17 protein-coding genes are annotated in these 14,898 nt (G+C 48.5%); 6 read left to right on the forward strand and 11 right to left on the reverse strand.

Annotated features, from left to right (window positions below; translation table 11 throughout):
- Positions 1 to 79: 79 nt before the first annotated feature.
- From iscA to cysE, 6 genes are all read right to left on the reverse strand, one after another.
- Positions 80 to 403: an iron-sulfur cluster assembly protein IscA gene (gene iscA / locus ASG24_RS10870; protein ID WP_055829295.1), complete on the reverse strand. Its 324-nt coding sequence runs from the start codon at positions 401 to 403 to the stop codon at positions 80 to 82.
- Position 404: 1 nt separating this feature from the next.
- On the reverse strand, positions 405 to 788 hold the full coding sequence (iscU, locus tag ASG24_RS10875) for a Fe-S cluster assembly scaffold IscU (RefSeq protein WP_055829291.1): 384 nt from the start codon (positions 786 to 788) through the stop codon (positions 405 to 407).
- 237 nt (positions 789 to 1,025) lie between these two features.
- Positions 1,026 to 2,243, reverse strand: a complete 1,218-nt coding sequence (locus tag ASG24_RS10880) for an IscS subfamily cysteine desulfurase (protein WP_055871293.1) — start codon at positions 2,241 to 2,243, stop codon at positions 1,026 to 1,028.
- A 23-nt stretch (positions 2,244 to 2,266) separates the two neighbouring features.
- On the reverse strand, positions 2,267 to 3,412 hold the full coding sequence (locus ASG24_RS10885) for a cysteine desulfurase family protein (protein WP_055871296.1): 1,146 nt from the start codon (positions 3,410 to 3,412) through the stop codon (positions 2,267 to 2,269).
- A gap of 17 nt (positions 3,413 to 3,429) precedes the next feature.
- Complete coding sequence (locus tag ASG24_RS10890) at positions 3,430 to 3,900, reverse strand: Rrf2 family transcriptional regulator (protein ID WP_055829282.1); 471 nt, start codon at positions 3,898 to 3,900, stop codon at positions 3,430 to 3,432.
- 140 nt (positions 3,901 to 4,040) lie between these two features.
- Positions 4,041 to 4,775 (reverse strand): serine O-acetyltransferase, encoded by a 735-nt coding sequence (gene cysE, locus ASG24_RS10895; protein WP_055829279.1) that lies wholly within the window; start codon positions 4,773 to 4,775, stop codon positions 4,041 to 4,043.
- Between the two features lie 134 nt (positions 4,776 to 4,909).
- On the opposite strand from cysE, the gene ASG24_RS14455 reads away from it, so the two are divergent.
- Positions 4,910 to 5,218 carry a YkgJ family cysteine cluster protein gene (locus ASG24_RS14455; RefSeq protein ID WP_082488076.1) on the forward strand — a complete coding sequence of 103 codons (309 nt, stop codon included), beginning with the start codon at positions 4,910 to 4,912 and terminating at the stop codon, positions 5,216 to 5,218.
- 49 nt (positions 5,219 to 5,267) lie between these two features.
- Here the strand turns inward: ASG24_RS14455 and ASG24_RS10900 are convergent, their stop codons facing one another.
- Positions 5,268 to 6,005, reverse strand: a complete 738-nt coding sequence (locus ASG24_RS10900) for an RNA methyltransferase (RefSeq protein WP_055871299.1) — start codon at positions 6,003 to 6,005, stop codon at positions 5,268 to 5,270.
- 113 nt (positions 6,006 to 6,118) lie between these two features.
- Between ASG24_RS10900 and ASG24_RS10905 the strand changes: the two genes are divergently transcribed.
- The 3 genes from ASG24_RS10905 to ASG24_RS10915 all read left to right on the forward strand — a co-directional run bounded on the left by ASG24_RS10905 (position 6,119) and on the right by ASG24_RS10915 (position 10,370).
- Entirely contained in the window at positions 6,119 to 6,931 is an 813-nt protein-coding gene (locus ASG24_RS10905; RefSeq protein WP_055829274.1) for an inositol monophosphatase family protein, read from the forward strand.
- 304 nt (positions 6,932 to 7,235) lie between these two features.
- Positions 7,236 to 9,758 (forward strand): DNA mismatch repair protein MutS, encoded by a 2,523-nt coding sequence (mutS, locus tag ASG24_RS10910; protein ID WP_200937005.1) that lies wholly within the window; start codon positions 7,236 to 7,238, stop codon positions 9,756 to 9,758.
- A gap of 12 nt (positions 9,759 to 9,770) precedes the next feature.
- Positions 9,771 to 10,370, forward strand: a complete 600-nt coding sequence (locus tag ASG24_RS10915; protein ID WP_055872035.1) for a nitroreductase family protein — start codon at positions 9,771 to 9,773, stop codon at positions 10,368 to 10,370.
- Positions 10,371 to 10,474: 104 nt separating this feature from the next.
- Here the strand turns inward: ASG24_RS10915 and yfcF are convergent, their stop codons facing one another.
- Complete coding sequence (yfcF, locus tag ASG24_RS10920) at positions 10,475 to 11,101, reverse strand: glutathione transferase (RefSeq protein WP_200934484.1); 627 nt, start codon at positions 11,099 to 11,101, stop codon at positions 10,475 to 10,477.
- A gap of 61 nt (positions 11,102 to 11,162) precedes the next feature.
- Entirely contained in the window at positions 11,163 to 11,483 is a 321-nt protein-coding gene (gene sugE, locus ASG24_RS10925) for a quaternary ammonium compound efflux SMR transporter SugE (RefSeq protein ID WP_055829266.1), read from the reverse strand.
- Positions 11,484 to 11,731: 248 nt separating this feature from the next.
- Here sugE and ASG24_RS10930 point away from each other — a divergent pair, with 248 nt between their 5' ends.
- On the forward strand, positions 11,732 to 12,103 hold the full coding sequence (locus tag ASG24_RS10930) for a co-chaperone YbbN (RefSeq protein ID WP_055871305.1): 372 nt from the start codon (positions 11,732 to 11,734) through the stop codon (positions 12,101 to 12,103).
- Positions 12,104 to 12,147: 44 nt separating this feature from the next.
- On the opposite strand, the gene ASG24_RS10935 is transcribed toward ASG24_RS10930, so the two are convergent.
- Positions 12,148 to 12,612: an Lrp/AsnC family transcriptional regulator gene (locus tag ASG24_RS10935; RefSeq protein WP_055829260.1), complete on the reverse strand. Its 465-nt coding sequence runs from the start codon at positions 12,610 to 12,612 to the stop codon at positions 12,148 to 12,150.
- Between the two features lie 162 nt (positions 12,613 to 12,774).
- On the opposite strand from ASG24_RS10935, the gene leuA reads away from it, so the two are divergent.
- Entirely contained in the window at positions 12,775 to 14,460 is a 1,686-nt protein-coding gene (gene leuA / locus ASG24_RS10940) for a 2-isopropylmalate synthase (RefSeq protein ID WP_055871306.1), read from the forward strand.
- A 38-nt stretch (positions 14,461 to 14,498) separates the two neighbouring features.
- Here the strand turns inward: leuA and ASG24_RS10945 are convergent, their stop codons facing one another.
- The gene (locus ASG24_RS10945; RefSeq protein ID WP_055871309.1) at positions 14,499 to 14,846 is read right to left on the reverse strand and encodes a hypothetical protein; all 348 of its coding nucleotides are present in this window, start codon (positions 14,844 to 14,846) and stop codon (positions 14,499 to 14,501) included.
- Positions 14,847 to 14,898: the final 52 nt, after the last annotated feature.

The following is a 14,898-nucleotide window of genomic DNA, read 5'->3' on the forward strand; positions in this document are numbered from 1 at the left end:
GAAATTAAAACCTATGCAAAACTAATAGAAATTAACATCAAGTAGAGCATAAAGTAAGCAGCTTTAAAACACAGTCAAATCATACCGTGAATGACTCGCCGCAACCGCACTCATCCTTAACGTTAGGGTTATTAAACTTAAACCCTTCGTTTAATCCTTCTTTGGTGAAGTCCAGCTCGGTGCCGTCGATATACACCAGACTTTTCGGGTCCACAATGACTTTGACGCCATAGCTCTCAAATATGCTGTCTTCAGGCAACATGTCATCGACAAATTCCAGTGTGTAAGCCATGCCGGAACAGCCGGTGGTTTTCACACCCAAACGCAGACCAATCCCCTTGCCACGGTTGGCCAGGAATTTTTCTACGCGTTGAGCTGCGGTTTCTGTCAGGGTGATCGCCATCTTATTTACCTTGTTTGGATTTCAGGTCAGCAATCGCAGATTTAATTGCATCTTCAGCCAGCACTGAACAGTGAATTTTCACTGGCGGCAGGGCCAACTCTTCCGCAATCGCAGAGTTCTTGATTTCCTGTGCCTGGTCCAGTGTTTTGCCTTTCAACCATTCGGTGACTAGCGAGCTTGAAGCAATCGCTGAACCACAACCATAGGTCTTGAACTTGGCATCTTCAATCACGCCAGCTGTATTGACCTTGATTTGCAGTTTCATCACGTCACCGCAAGCAGGCGCACCCACCATACCGGTGCCGACTGTCGGGTCGTTTTTATCCATAGAACCTACGTTACGTGGATTTTCGTAGTGGTCCAGTACCTTATCGCTATATGCCATCTCTATACTCCTCGAAAATTAAAATGCTTCACAAACTCTGTGTTGGATCGGCTTGCCATACTTACGAACTGTCTTCGCCTCACCGCCTTGAGTTTGTTTTGCCTTTTAATTTTTAGTTAAACTTCCATTCTTTAAAAAAATAAAGATTTGATTGTCTGGCAAGGCAGAGGATGGCGCCGTTTAGTGTTTCTAAACAAGCTATCCGACAACGCCGCCAGGCGGTCAAAGATCAATTTTTTAATGTTCTGCCCATTCAACTTTGGACAGATCAATGCCATCCTTGAACATCTCCCACAATGGCGAGAGCTCTCGTAATTTGTCGATCTTGCTCTTCAACAGGTCAATTGTGTAATCGACATCTGCTTCAGTAGTGAAACGGCCAATGCTGAAACGGATAGAGCTATGTGCCAGCTCGTCTGAACGGCCTAAAGCACGCAACACGTAGCTTGGTTCCAGGCTGGCAGATGTACATGCAGATCCGGAAGAAACTGCAATGCCTTTAATCGCCATGATCAATGACTCACCTTCAACAAAGTTGAAGCTGACGTTCAGATTATGCGGCACACGATGGTCCAGATCACCATTGACATAGGTTTCTTCAATATCCAGCAGGCCGTGAAGTAAACGGTCACGCAACATGCGGATACGCTCGTTTTCGCTGGCCATTTCTTCACGCGCAATACGGAAAGCTTCGCCCATACCGGCAATCTGATGCGTAGCGAGCGTGCCTGAACGCATACCGCGCTCATGACCACCACCGTGCATTTGCGCTTCAATACGGATACGTGGTTTACGGCGCACATACAATGCACCAACCCCTTTAGGGCCGTAAGTTTTATGTGCAGAGAAGCTCATCAGATCAACTGGCAGTTTTTCCAGGTCAATCACGACCTTACCAGTAGCTTGTGCGGCATCCACATGAAAAATCACATTATTGGCACGGCAAATATTGCCCAGTGCTTCAATATCCTGGATCACGCCGATTTCGTTATTCACCAGCATGATAGAAGCCAGCACGGTGTCTGGACGGATGGCAGCCTTGAAGGTCTCGATATTGATCAGGCCATCGGCTTCCGGCTGCAGATAAGTCGCTTCGTAACCTTCGCGCTCCAGTTCACGGAATGTATCCAGGACTGCTTTATGTTCAGTCGCTGCCGTGATGATGTGCTTGCCTTTACTTTCGGCATAAAAGTGCGCAGCCCCTTTGATCGCGAGGTTGTTAGACTCGGTCGCGCCTGATGTCCATACGATTTCACGTGGATCGGCATTGACCAGTTTGGCAACTTCTTCGCGTGCATTTTCAACCGCTTTTTCGGCTGTCCAACCGTATGGATGGCTGCGTGAAGCAGGGTTGCCATAGTCTTCGGTCAAAAAAGGGATCATTTTTTGCGCAACACGTGGGTCCACCGGTGTAGTCGCAGAGTAATCCAGGTAAATCGGCTTTCTTTCAGACATGTTCATACTCTTTCAATAAAAACTTATGCCGCAACGGCATTTAATCCTTTTAAGCGTTTCACTTCTTGTTGCAACGCTTTTAAAAAACCCTGTACTTCAGCTTCACTATTGCTTTCGCCTAAACTGACGCGGACTGCACTGCGGGCGAGGTCAGGTTCAATGCCCATTGCCAATAAAACATGGCTAGGTTCTGTGCTGTCACTTGAACACGCTGAACCGCTTGCTACCGCGTATCCTGCTTTATCCAGTGCCGTTACCAATGTTTCCCCTTCAATATTGGGGATAGCAAAAAAACTGGTATTTGGCAGGCGCTCTGCCTGTTGGCCAAAAATAACTGCATTCAAATTCTGCAAACCAGTTTCAAGCTGGTCACGACACTTAGTTTGGGCCATACTGCGCATTTTCAATGTTGCCACAGCCATCTTGCATGCTTTGGCAAATCCTACGATGCCAGCGACATTCTCAGTACCGCTGCGCAAACCACGTTCCTGTCCGCCACCATGCAGCAAAGGAGCGATATCTACACGCTTATCCAATATCAACGCACCTACACCGACCGGGCCACCAATTTTATGACTGGAAATCGTCATCGCATTCACACTCAGTGCACCGAAATCGACTTCCAGTTTGCCAAATGCCTGTACTGCATCAGTATGTAGCAAAGCACCTTTAGCTTTGGTTAATGCAGCCAGCTCAGCAATGGGCTGGATGGCGCCAGTTTCGTTATTCGCCAGCATGGCTGAAACCAGGCCGGTATGTGTGTTCAGCTTTTGTTCAGCATCCGCCAGATCAATCACGCCTTGTGTATTGACCTCCAGGGTTTGCACTTTCCAATCGTGCCAAGCAAGTGATTGTGCCGGACGCGATACACAAGGATGCTCAATCGCACTTACTAAAATTTGGCTAGGCGTCAAATTCGTAGTGATGCCTTTGACCGCAAAATTATTGGCTTCAGTGCCGCCAGAGGTAAATACCACCTGCGAGGCTTGCACACCTACACATTCAGCAATTTCTTTCCGTGCAGTTTCAACGGCGTCTCGCACATTGCGACCGTAAATATGACGGCTGGTCGCATTGCCGGCTGTTTGTGACAACCACGGCAACATGGCTTGTAAAACCTCAGGCTTTAAAGCGGTAGTGCTGTTATGGTCGAAATAAACCGTATTCATGCGCTTTAAAAAAAATCTTAAGCTGCAAGCGTGGCGTCAGAACCACATTTACGTGGTGAAAAATGCACTGTGCCAGCGCCTTTTTTCTTTTGCATATCCACCATGTCGGCCAAACTCACACCAGACAGATAATCCAGTATTTTGCCATTGAGTGAAGCCCACAATTCATGCGTCATGCAACGGCCTTCATCGTGACAGTCTTCATTGCCACCACATTGGGTCGCATCAATCTGTTCATCTACAGCCGTGATAATGTCAGATACTGAAATTTCTGAATGGGCTTTAGCGATTCGATAACCGCCACCTGGTCCACGCACACTGGATACCAGGCCCTGTTTGCGCAGGCGGCTAAATAGTTGTTCCAGATAGGAAAGAGAGATACTTTGACGCTCGCTGATGCCAGCCAAAGTAATTGGCTTATCAGCCTCGTAGAGGGCAATGTCCAGCATTGCTGTCACTGCAAAACGTCCTTTAGTGGTTAATCGCATCTATGAAACACCTTTAAAACAGACTCAAATTTTATAATAACCTACTAATTTAGTCAATTATTATGGTAAAAAGTTTCTGTATAAAAATGGCTTAAACCCGGATGAATGCTGGTATTGGGAATGGTTCTTATTCAGGCTTGCTATTCAGGCTTTTTGGCAAAAGCGTCGCCAACATCTGATTCAGTTTCGGCGTCGCTCAGTTTGGCTAACTTGGCTTTGAGTTCAGCAATATCCAATTCCTGCTTGTGCGCATGATCCAGCAATCCGTTGATAGCTTTGATCATGGGATCATTCTCATCGTTACCCACTGCATAAGCGCTGAAACCCATTTTTTGTGCTGCGCTTTGCCGCTGTTTAGTTTTTTCTTCCTCCAGGATACGCGCAGGGATACCGACCGCTGTTGCACCTTCAGGAACATCTTTAACGACCACGGCATTAGAGCCGATTTTGGCATTTTTACTGATCGTAATCGGGCCTAGTACTTTGGCACCAGCCCCTATCACAACGCCAGACTCCAGCGTAGGGTGACGTTTACCTTTATTCCAGCTGGTGCCGCCCAGCGTTACACCGTGGTACAGGGTACAGTCATCGCCGATAATGGCGGTCTCGCCAATCACCACGCCCATGCCATGATCGATAAATACGCGATGGCCGATCACTGCACCCGGGTGGATTTCGATACCGGTGATCCAGCGACCAAAATGCGATAGCATACGGCCAAACCAGTACAAACGATGTGTCCACAGCCAGTGGCTAACACGGTGGATAATCAGCGCGTGAACGCCAGGATAAGTCGTCAGGATTTCAAAGTGCGTGCGCGCCGCAGGGTCGCGGTCAAACACGATAGAGATATCTTCTTTGAGGTGATCAAACATGCGCGCATTATGCCACAAGTTAAGAGGGTGTCAGAAAATCACGACCTTAAAGACTGGCTAAAGATATTGGTAGGTATCTGGTAAGGAATTGGCGCGCAAAGCTACAATGATGCTTTCATTTCATCTTTAAATATATGTCGGACCCTTGCCAGTCGTGTGGTGCCTGTTGTGCCAGTTTCAGAGTGTCGTTCTATTGGGCTGAAAGCGATGCTCATCCACAAGGCACCGTGCCGGCAAACCTGACACAGAAAGTGAACGATCATTATGTTTGCATGCAAGGCACCGGGCAGTTTCCCGTGCGGTGTGTGGCTTTGCAGGGGGAGTTGGGACGGTCAGTAGGTTGCAGCATTTACCCATTACGCTCCAGTACATGTCGCGAATTCGAGGCCGGCTCCGAGAGTTGCAACCTGGCGCGCCAGTCTATCGGGCTGCCTACAATGTAGGTCTGTTGATATAAGGAAACTGGGAGTTAGGAGTTAAGGCTAATGCGGCCTAGTACTTGCTGTGTTTCTTAGGGTTCACACTCAGGGTTAGAATCCCGCGCAATAAATTCACTTCCTCTTTCTCCAGCCGTGTACGGCCATACAACCGGCGCAGACGTTCGAACAGTTTCTTGGGTGCCCGCGGGTTGATATAACCGATATGTTCCAGCACTTCACGCATATGTTCGTAAAAACGCTCCAGATCATCTTGTGAGGCGAGTTCAACCGGTTTTTCATGGTAATGTAATTCTCCAGTCGTCATCGCCATGCGGATTTCATAGCACATGATCTGCACCGCCTGTGCCAGGTTAAGTGAAGTATATTCCGGGTTAGCGGGAATGGTCGCCAGCACATGGCAGAGATCAGCTTCAGCGTTACTCAGGCCGCTCATTTCGGTGCCGAATACCAGCGCAACCTGGCTGTGTCCGGCGGTGTTTTTTACTTCTTGCGCCGCTTCACGCACAGTCATCACTTGTTGTGACAAAGAGCGTTCTTTGCCGCTCACACCAATGACAAACTGGCAATCGGCCAAAGCTTCTTCCAATGTTTGTGTCACCACTGCATGATCAAGCACACCGGCCGCATTCACTGCCAGTGAAGTGGCTTCGGGATCTGGGAAGTACTTGGGCCTTACCAGGTAAAGACGATCCAGGCCCATGGTTTTCATGGCGCGGGCAGTGGAGCCAATATTGCCGGGATGGCTGGTCTGGCAAAGGACTACGCGGATATTATTGAAGAGTGTTGTCATGTGAATCACTGATGGCGCTCACAAAATGACTGAGATAAAAGAGCATTTCATTTTGTGAACGCATGATAAAACGTTAAAATGCTATTTTATCAGTTGATCCTCCCAAACACAGCATGCATCCAACCTTAAATGTCGCCATTCGCGCCGCGCGTGAAGCCGGCAAAATCATTAACCGTGCCGCCCAGGATATTGGCGCTTTAAAAATTGAACAAAAGGATACCAACGACTTTGTCAGCGAAGTCGACCGCGGTGCTGAGCAAGCGATTATCTCTATTCTTAAAGAAGCTTATCCAAAACATGGTTTTTTTGGTGAAGAAAGCGGCAAAACAAATTCAGAAGCAGATAGCATCTGGATCATCGATCCGCTGGACGGTACAACCAACTTTTTGCATGGTTTCCCGGCTTACTGTATCTCAATCGCCTTGCAGGAAAAAGGTGTGCTGACACAGGCTGTCATTTATGACCCGGTGCGTAATGATTTATTTACGGCTACAAGAGGCAGTGGTGCATTTTTGAATAACCGCCGTATCCGCGTGACACAGCGTGCCAAATTGCAAGAAGCCTTGCTTTCCACTGGTTTCCCGTTTAAAGATTTCAGCTATTTGGAAACCTATATCAATATTTTCCGCGACATGGCTAAGAAAACCTCGGGTTTGCGCCGTCCAGGCTCCGCTGCGCTTGATCTTGCCTATGTAGCGGCAGGCTATTCTGATGGATTTTTTGAAATCAACCTGTCACCTTGGGATATTGCTGCTGGCGCTTTGCTGGTACAGGAAGCAGGCGGGATAGTGGGTGATTTTGAAGGTAATGAAAGCTGGTTGAGGACTGGGAACATTGTCGCGGCAAACCCAAAGGTGTTTGGGCAAATGTTGCAGGTGATTGCACCACATTTGACCGAGCGAATTAAGACTCCGACGTTGGCATAAAAATAAAGATTTAAATAATGAATAAACCCGGGCAGTCTTGTCCGGGTTTATTTTTTTAGCGACTATTGATCACAAGTAAGAAGGTCATTCTTTTGGTATTTTTTGCCTACAGTCGAAACACAATCGAACTAAAAACCTTCAACGCCTCGAGTCTTGAAGAATGTTTTTTTACATGCTCTTATTTCCAAGCTGACCCAATAATCTTACGTCGAGAAATACCGCTTTTGTTGTAAGATACAAAAGCTTTTCTACTCATTATTTTTATAAGTCTTTCCTTCCGATGGCCTTCGAAAACCACACTCCCATGATGCGTCAATACCTGGCGCTAAAAGCACAGTATCCCGATATGCTGCTGTTTTACCGTATGGGCGATTTTTACGAACTGTTTTTTGAAGATGCCGAAAAAGCATCCCGATTATTAGGGATTACACTTACCCGTCGTGGCGCCAGCAATGGCGAACCGATCAAAATGGCTGGCTTGCCATATCATGCGGCCGAACAATATCTGGCCAAGCTGGCAAAAATGGGCGAAGCTGTCGCCATCTGCGAACAGGTTGGTGATCCAGCCACTTCCAAAGGGCCGGTAGCACGTGAGGTGACAAGGATTTTAACACCCGGTACGCTGACCGATGCAGCTTTGCTGGATGAGACACGCGATAACACTTTGCTATGTATTGCCAAAGGTGATGGCGTACTGGGTTTGGCCCGGCTGAACCTGACTTCCGGCGAGTTTGTATTAAGCGAAATTGCACCCGGGCATTTGTCGCAAGAGTTGGAGCGGATTCATCCGGCCGAGTTGATTACCGGCGATGATCATATCTCAGACATCTTGCAACAGGCTCGATGCGCCAAGAAACGTCTGGCACCTTGGCAATTTGATCTGGAGTCAGCACAGCGTAGCTTGAGTCAGCAGTTTAATACCCATGACCTGGCAGGGTTTGGTTGTGCCGAAATGCCTGTCGCCGTGGCAGCTGCGGGTGCTTTGCTTGACTATGTCAAAAATACCCAGCGAACCGCTTTACCGCATATTTCCGGTTTGCGTGTAGAGCAGACAAACCACTATTTGCAACTGGATGCGGCCACCCGTCGTAATCTGGAAATTGATACCACTATCCGAGGTGAGTCCAGCCCGACTCTGTATTCTTTACTGAATTCAACACGAACCGCGATGGGTGCACGGTTGTTACGGCATTGGTTGCATCATCCCTTACGTAATCAGTTGGAGATACAGCAACGCCATCTGGCGGTGGCTGAATTTCTGGAGCAATCGCTGGAAAGTGGATTACAACGGGCGCTGCACCCGATTGGTGATATTGAACGCATGACTGCCCGGGTAGCGCTTAGAAGTGCGCGCCCACGGGATTTGTCGGGTTTGCGGGATAGCCTGTTGCAACTGCCTTCACTGGTTCAAACACTGCCCCATATTCAGTCTGAGTTAATAAAAAGTTTGCTATCAGAGTTGCAAGTCCCTTCAGAAGCTTTACGTTTGCTGGTCCAAACCATTCAGGCCGAACCTTCAGCGATTTTGCGTGAAGGTGGCGTGATTGCTTCGGGTTTCGATGCGGAACTGGATGAGTTGCGTGCCTTGCAGACTGACCACGGCGACTTTCTGTTGCAGTTTGAAGCGGCTGAAAAAGCGCGTACCGGTATTGCCAATCTTAAAGTCGAATATAACAGTGTGCATGGTTTTTACATTGAGATCAGCCGCTTGCAGGCTGAAAGTGCGCCAGCTGAATATCGTCGTCGCCAGACTCTGAAAAATGTAGAACGGTTTATCACGCCGGAGCTAAAGACATTTGAAGATAAAGTATTGAGTGCCAACGAGCGTGCACTGGCTCGGGAAAAAATGCTGTATGAGCAGGTACTGGATGCACTGTTACCACATATTACAACCTTGCAACGTATCGCCACTGCGGTTGCGACTTTGGATGTGCTGGCCTGTTTTGCTGAGCGCGCGCGGGCGCTGAATTATGTACAACCCCAGTTCCGTGCCGAAATTGGCCTGGATATCCAGTACGGTCGCCATCCGGTAGTCGAGAGCATTGCCCAGCCTTATGTGGCAAATAATGTCGCATTGAATCCTTATCGCCAGTTGCTATTGATTACCGGCCCGAATATGGGTGGTAAATCCACTTTTATGCGGCAGACGGCATTGATTGTACTGCTCGCTTACTGCGGTAGTTTCGTGCCGGCGCAAAACGCTATCATTGGTGAAGTTGACCGTATATTCACACGCATAGGTGCTTCGGATGACCTGGCAGGTGGTCGCTCAACCTTTATGGTAGAAATGACTGAAACCGCCAATATCTTGAATAATGCCAGCGCCAACAGTCTGGTGCTGCTGGATGAGATTGGCCGGGGTACAAGTACTTTTGACGGCTTAAGCCTGGCCTGGGCAGTCGCCAAGCAATTGCTTGAAAAAAACAAATCCCTCACCTTGTTTGCCACGCATTATTTTGAGCTGACGCGGATTATTGATGAGGCCAAGCATGCTGCCAATGTGCATCTGGATGCGGTCGAGCACGGCAAAGGCATTGTATTCCTGCACAAGGTGGAAGAGGGTGCTGCGACCATGAGTTACGGTATACAGGTAGCGCAATTGGCCGGGATTCCAAAATCGGTGGTGCAACTGGCAAAGCGTAAGCTCCTGCAACTGGAGAACCAGACTCTTGCCGCCACGCCACAAAATGACTTGTTTGCAATCGATGCCGAGCCGGAAGAACCACCTTTGCATCCTGTGGTCGCAGAATTAGAGCGCATTCAACCCGATGATTTAACGCCCAAGCAGGCTTTAGAGCTGCTATACACTTTGAAAAAACAACTGTGAGGATTTATGACCATACAAAAGCCAGCCATTACGCAACAGCCTATCCATGAAGTGATTGCTAACCGCTGGAGCGGTCGCGCTTACGACGCCAATAAACCGGTGAGTAAGGAGCAGATCATTAGCTTGCTGGAAGCCGCGCGCTGGGCGCCTTCGTGCTTTGGTGATGAGCCATGGCGCTATGTGGTCTGTAACAAGGCCGATAATATGCAGGCCTGGCAGGCTGCATTTGATTGCCTGGTTCCTGGCAATCAGGGCTGGGCGGTGAATGCGCCGGTATTGTTACTTATCTGCGCAGATACGGTATTCCGTAGCAATGGCAAGCCAAATAAATGGGCGCCTTACGACACTGGTGCCTCGACGGAAAATCTCTGCCTGCAAGCCACAGCACTAGGGTTAATGGCGCACCAGATGGGTGGCTTTGATGCCGATAAAGCGCGTACCACTTTCAAAGTGCCGGAACGTTTCCAGATATTGCCGATGGTCACTGTGGGTTACCAGGCTGCCGTTGAAGGATTGCCTGACGATGTGAAAGAGCGTGAATTAGCTGCACGTAACCGCCAACCACTGGGTGAATTGTTTTTTGATGGTGTGTGGGATAACTCGATTGTTTAAAACCCAGCATCCACTTAACGAATATTAAGCTGGTTTTTAAAAAATTAGAAAAATGCGGTTGGTGAAAGCCAGTCGCATTTTTATTTTTAAAATTAAAGTGACCGCTAAGTGATTGCCCTGGGCAAATTCACCCATTCCTGCACGCTTGGACGCTGCCATTGGCGCTCTGCGTAATCCATTAAATGCTCGGGTACCGGGTCACCAGCCAATACAAGGCGGTTGATCATCACTGCGAGATCAGTATCTGCAATACTCCAGTCACCAAACAAATGTGTCTGGCCGGGCTGTAGCAGCTGGGCTGCAGCATGAAATAGTTTATTCGCCGCTGCTTGCGCCTGAGCAGACAAAGGTGGCGGCGAACGTGTCAGGAATACTACTTCGGTTGACCGTTCCTCACGTATGGGTAGCAGGTCACTTCTCAGCCAGGCTTGCAATTCCCTGGCTTTGGCTTTGGACTGAATATCCGACGGATAAAGTTGCACGCCGCTATATTGCTCATCAATATATTCACTAATTGCTGATGATTCAGACAAATTGAAGTTTTGTTCGCTATCGACCAGGGTGGGCACACGCTGGGTGTTGGAGAAAGCAGCGAATTCCGGCAAAGCCTGCTCCCGTTTGCGCAAATCGACAAGCCGTAGTTCAAATTTTAAACCCTTTTCACGCAGCGCGATATAAGCGGACATGGCGTAAGGTGAAAGATAATTGGCATCGACGTAAAGAATCATCATCAGTCCCTTCTGTGCTATTTTTCTTAAGGGAGCAGGTGCTTATTAACCTGCTTTATTGCAACTACATGAGCGCCGCGAGCTTAAGACCAATAATGCCCGCCACAATCAGTACCAGGCTGCCAATGCGTAACATGGTGACTGGCTCGCCAAACAATACCATTCCCAGTATCACGGTGCCTATCGCACCCACGCCTACCCAGATGGCATAAGCAGTACCGACAGGCAAGGTTTTCATGGCAACGCCCAGCAAGCCGAGGCTGATGATCATGGCCAGCACTGTACCAACGGTCGGCCATAATTTACTAAAGCCTTCGGTATATTTCAATCCTATCGCCCAACCCACTTCAAATAGTCCCGCAATCACAAGAATAAACCAGGCCATATTTCGTTCCTATCTTTTTTCAGGGTCGTCCCTGCAAAAATATTGGAGCGGTGGGGTCGTCCTCACTTCCTGCTGCATCCATGATACAACAGGTGAGCGCTTATTCAAGTGCAAGAGCGCCATGCGCGCATTGCCATGTCGCATTGTCTATTCAGCGTAAAGCAATCATGTATTGAGTTTGGCATGGGCAGTGGCTTCCTCTGCTACAATAACGCCACAAAAATTAATCTACAGGAACAGGAAATATCATGGCAGTGTTGACGCTGACTAAAGCGAATTTTAAAGAAACCATTGAAAATAACGAATTTGTCATTGTGGATTTTTGGGCGCCGTGGTGTGATCCATGTGTGGCATTTACGCCAACATTTGAGGCTGCTGCTGAAAAGAATCCGGATATCGTATTTGGCATGGTGAATACTGAGACTGACCCGGAAATTTCAGATTATTTTGATGTAAAACAGATACCAGGATTGCTGGTCATTCGCGAGTGTGCTGGTATTCATGCCCAGGTTGGCGAAATTGGTGCGCCAGCCTTTGATGAAATCATTAAATGGGCACGTGATTTCGATATGACCGCCATACGCAAGCACTACGCAGAAGAAGACGCCAAGAAAAAATAATTGGTAGTGATAAAAAGGCCATGCAATGCATGGCCTTTTTATTTTTAAACGACAGGCAACCTCGCCCTTGCAATGACATTACGTAATACAAAACTGGTATGCACACCGGTGACACCGGTAATTTTGGTGATCTTATGCAGTAACAGATGCTGGTAATCATCCATATCTTTGACCACTACTTTTAGTAAGTAATCTGATTGCTGGCCTGTGATCAGCAGACATTCCAGCACTTCGGGCACATTGACGATGCTTGCTTCAAAATTGGCAAACCGTTCCGGCGTGTGTTGGTCCATGGAAATACCGATTAATGCCATCAGGCTCAATCCAAGTTTTTTTGCGTCCACCAGTGCCTGGTAGCCGGTAATCAGGCCATTTTGCTCAAGCGCTTTTACCCTGCGCAAACATGGCGCAGGCGAGAGGCCTATCCGCTCGGCGAGCTCCTGATTACTGATGTGTCCATCAGTTTGCAGAATGTCGAGAATAGCTTTGTCAAACTTGTCTAATTTCATATATTTTTAACTATTCATTTAAAATTGAAATAATATTACATTTATTTTTTATTAATTGAAATTTAATTTCATAATTAAATTTTAAAGCACACATTTCGCAATAATATTTTTTATAAAAGCTCTATTATGTGTGGTATCGAATCAATGTTTACGGAGCACGACATGCACGCACAACCATCACAAAAATATCAGCCGTTTCCACCGGTCAATCTTAAAGACCGTCAATGGCCGAACGCAGTGATTAGCCAGCCTCCTATTTGGCTGAGTACCGATCTGCGCGACGGGAACCAATCTTTGTTTGAACCGATGGATGCCGACAAGAAGATGCGCATGTTTAAAATGCTGTGCCAGATTGGTTTTAAAGAGATTGAAGTGGCGTTTCCCTCTGCCTCGCAAACCGATTTTAATTTTGTGCGCACACTGATTGAGCAGGATCATATCCCTGCTGATGTGACGATAGAAGTACTGACACAAGCGCGTGAGCACCTGATCCGTCGCACGATGGAATCAGTGCGCGGTGCGCGGCGTGTGATCGTGCATATTTATAATGCGACCTCACCGACCTTCCGCGAAGTGGTGTTCAATATGAGCAGAGAGGAAGTCAAAGCAATGGCAGTCGACTCGGTCAGGCTGGTGAAAGCGCTGGCTGCAGAAATGCCGGAAACGGAAGTCATCATGCAATATAGCCCGGAAACTTTTACCGCCACCGAGCTTGAGTTTGCCAAAGAGGTTTGTGATGCGGTGACCGAAGCCTGGGACGCAACGCCGCAGCGTAAAGTAATTATTAATTGCCCGGCGACCGTGGAAGTGGCTACCCCCAATATTTATGCTGACCAGATTGAATGGATGCATCGTCATCTGGCGCGGCGTGACAGCGTGATTCTGAGCCTGCATCCGCATAATGATCGCGGCACTGCGGTGGCGGCGACTGAGCTGGGTATGATGGCTGGGGCTGACCGTGTTGAAGGCTGCCTGTTTGGGCATGGTGAGCGTACCGGTAATGTGGATCTGGTCACGGTGGCGCTGAATATGTATACCCAGGGCGTGCATCCAGGGCTGGATTTTTCTGATATGAATGCAGTGGGGCGTACGGTAGAGGAGTGCACCCAGATTGATATCCATCCGCGCCATCCTTATGCCGGTGATCTGGTGTTTACCGCGTTTTCCGGTTCACACCAGGATGCGATTAAGAAAGGCTTCGCCAGCCAGCAGGAAGATGCGCGCTGGAGTGTGCCTTATCTTCCGATCGACCCTAAAGATCTGGGACGCAGCTACGACTCGATTATTCGCGTCAATAGCCAATCCGGTAAAGGTGGCGTCGCTTACCTGATGGAAAGCCAGTATGGCGTGGTGATGCCGCGTCGCCTGCAAGTGGAGTTTTCCGGTGTGGTGCAGCAATTCACTGACACGCATGGCAGCGAGGTGATAGCGAAAGATATCTGGCAGCTTTTTAACCACACTTATATCGAGCCAGCGGCACCGTTTAGCTTTAAGGATTACCAGCTGCAATCGGAAGAGGGTGGCCAGGCCATCCGTATGACGGTTGAGGTGGATGGCGTTGCCACTATCCTGAGCGGGCACGGTAATGGCCCGGTGGATGCGGCGATTCATGCATTGCAAGGGATAGGTGTGTTTGCCCAGGTGCGTAGTTTTGAGGAGCGCTCGATTGGCGCCAGTGCATCAGCGGGTGAGGCTTCGGCGTGTGCGTTTGTGGAAGTCGTATGTGCGGGTAAGGTGTGTTACGGTGTGGGGATCAACCCAGATATTGTGACCGCTTCAATCGAGGCGATTATTAGTGGTATCAACCGCAGCGGGTTTGTTTTAACCGCAATAGCAAAAACTGCTTGATTATGCTGGCCGGTATTTTTTAAAGGTATCGGTCCAGCTTACCAGTGTCCGGTAGTCAGCAGTCTGTAAGTAAAATATACGCCTACCAGCATCATGATATACACGGGAAGGTTGCTGGCATTCCGTCGTTGCTGGTTGCTGATATGGCTGTTGTAGCGGTGGAAAACAATCACGACCACCACTGCCAGGATAGCCAAAGCCGCATTCATCGGTGAGGCGGTGATCCAGTACCACCAGTCGAATGGCGTGGTTTTGGAGCCAAACATATGCACCGCAATGCCAATGAGTCCGCAAATAATCAGGGCAACCGTTACTAAAGCCTGCAAGGTTTGCCAGCCGCTATCCGGACGGATGTCACGATTCTTGTCGAATTGTTTAGGATCCATACAGCTTTCCTTTCTCAAACATCATGCACATGGTGCGATTTGACTGCTTGAT

The sequence above is a fragment of the Methylophilus sp. Leaf414 genome, from assembly GCF_001425425.1.
Lineage (GTDB): Bacteria > Pseudomonadota > Gammaproteobacteria > Burkholderiales > Methylophilaceae > Methylophilus.

Bases quoted from the DNA above. Each gene is read 5' to 3' on its own strand.
- iscA (WP_055829295.1), bottom strand. From the start codon at position 403: ATGGCGATCACCCTGACAGAAACCGCAGCTCAACGCGTAGAAAAATTC.
- iscU (WP_055829291.1), bottom strand. From the start codon at position 788: ATGGCATATAGCGATAAGGTACTGGACCACTACGAAAATCCACGTAAC.
- ASG24_RS10880 (WP_055871293.1), bottom strand. From the start codon at position 2,243: ATGTCTGAAAGAAAGCCGATTTACCTGGATTACTCTGCGACTACACCG.
- ASG24_RS10885 (WP_055871296.1), bottom strand. From the start codon at position 3,412: ATGAATACGGTTTATTTCGACCATAACAGCACTACCGCTTTAAAGCCT.
- ASG24_RS10890 (WP_055829282.1), bottom strand. From the start codon at position 3,900: ATGCGATTAACCACTAAAGGACGTTTTGCAGTGACAGCAATGCTGGAC.
- cysE (WP_055829279.1), bottom strand. From the start codon at position 4,775: ATGTTTGATCACCTCAAAGAAGATATCTCTATCGTGTTTGACCGCGAC.
- ASG24_RS14455 (WP_082488076.1), top strand. From the start codon at position 4,910: ATGTCGGACCCTTGCCAGTCGTGTGGTGCCTGTTGTGCCAGTTTCAGA.
- ASG24_RS10900 (WP_055871299.1), bottom strand. From the start codon at position 6,005: ATGACAACACTCTTCAATAATATCCGCGTAGTCCTTTGCCAGACCAGC.
- ASG24_RS10905 (WP_055829274.1), top strand. From the start codon at position 6,119: ATGCATCCAACCTTAAATGTCGCCATTCGCGCCGCGCGTGAAGCCGGC.
- mutS (WP_200937005.1), top strand. From the start codon at position 7,236: ATGATGCGTCAATACCTGGCGCTAAAAGCACAGTATCCCGATATGCTG.
- yfcF (WP_200934484.1), bottom strand. From the start codon at position 11,101: ATGATGATTCTTTACGTCGATGCCAATTATCTTTCACCTTACGCCATG.
- sugE (WP_055829266.1), bottom strand. From the start codon at position 11,483: ATGGCCTGGTTTATTCTTGTGATTGCGGGACTATTTGAAGTGGGTTGG.
- ASG24_RS10930 (WP_055871305.1), top strand. From the start codon at position 11,732: ATGGCAGTGTTGACGCTGACTAAAGCGAATTTTAAAGAAACCATTGAA.
- ASG24_RS10935 (WP_055829260.1), bottom strand. From the start codon at position 12,612: ATGAAATTAGACAAGTTTGACAAAGCTATTCTCGACATTCTGCAAACT.
- leuA (WP_055871306.1), top strand. From the start codon at position 12,775: ATGCACGCACAACCATCACAAAAATATCAGCCGTTTCCACCGGTCAAT.
- ASG24_RS10945 (WP_055871309.1), bottom strand. From the start codon at position 14,846: ATGGATCCTAAACAATTCGACAAGAATCGTGACATCCGTCCGGATAGC.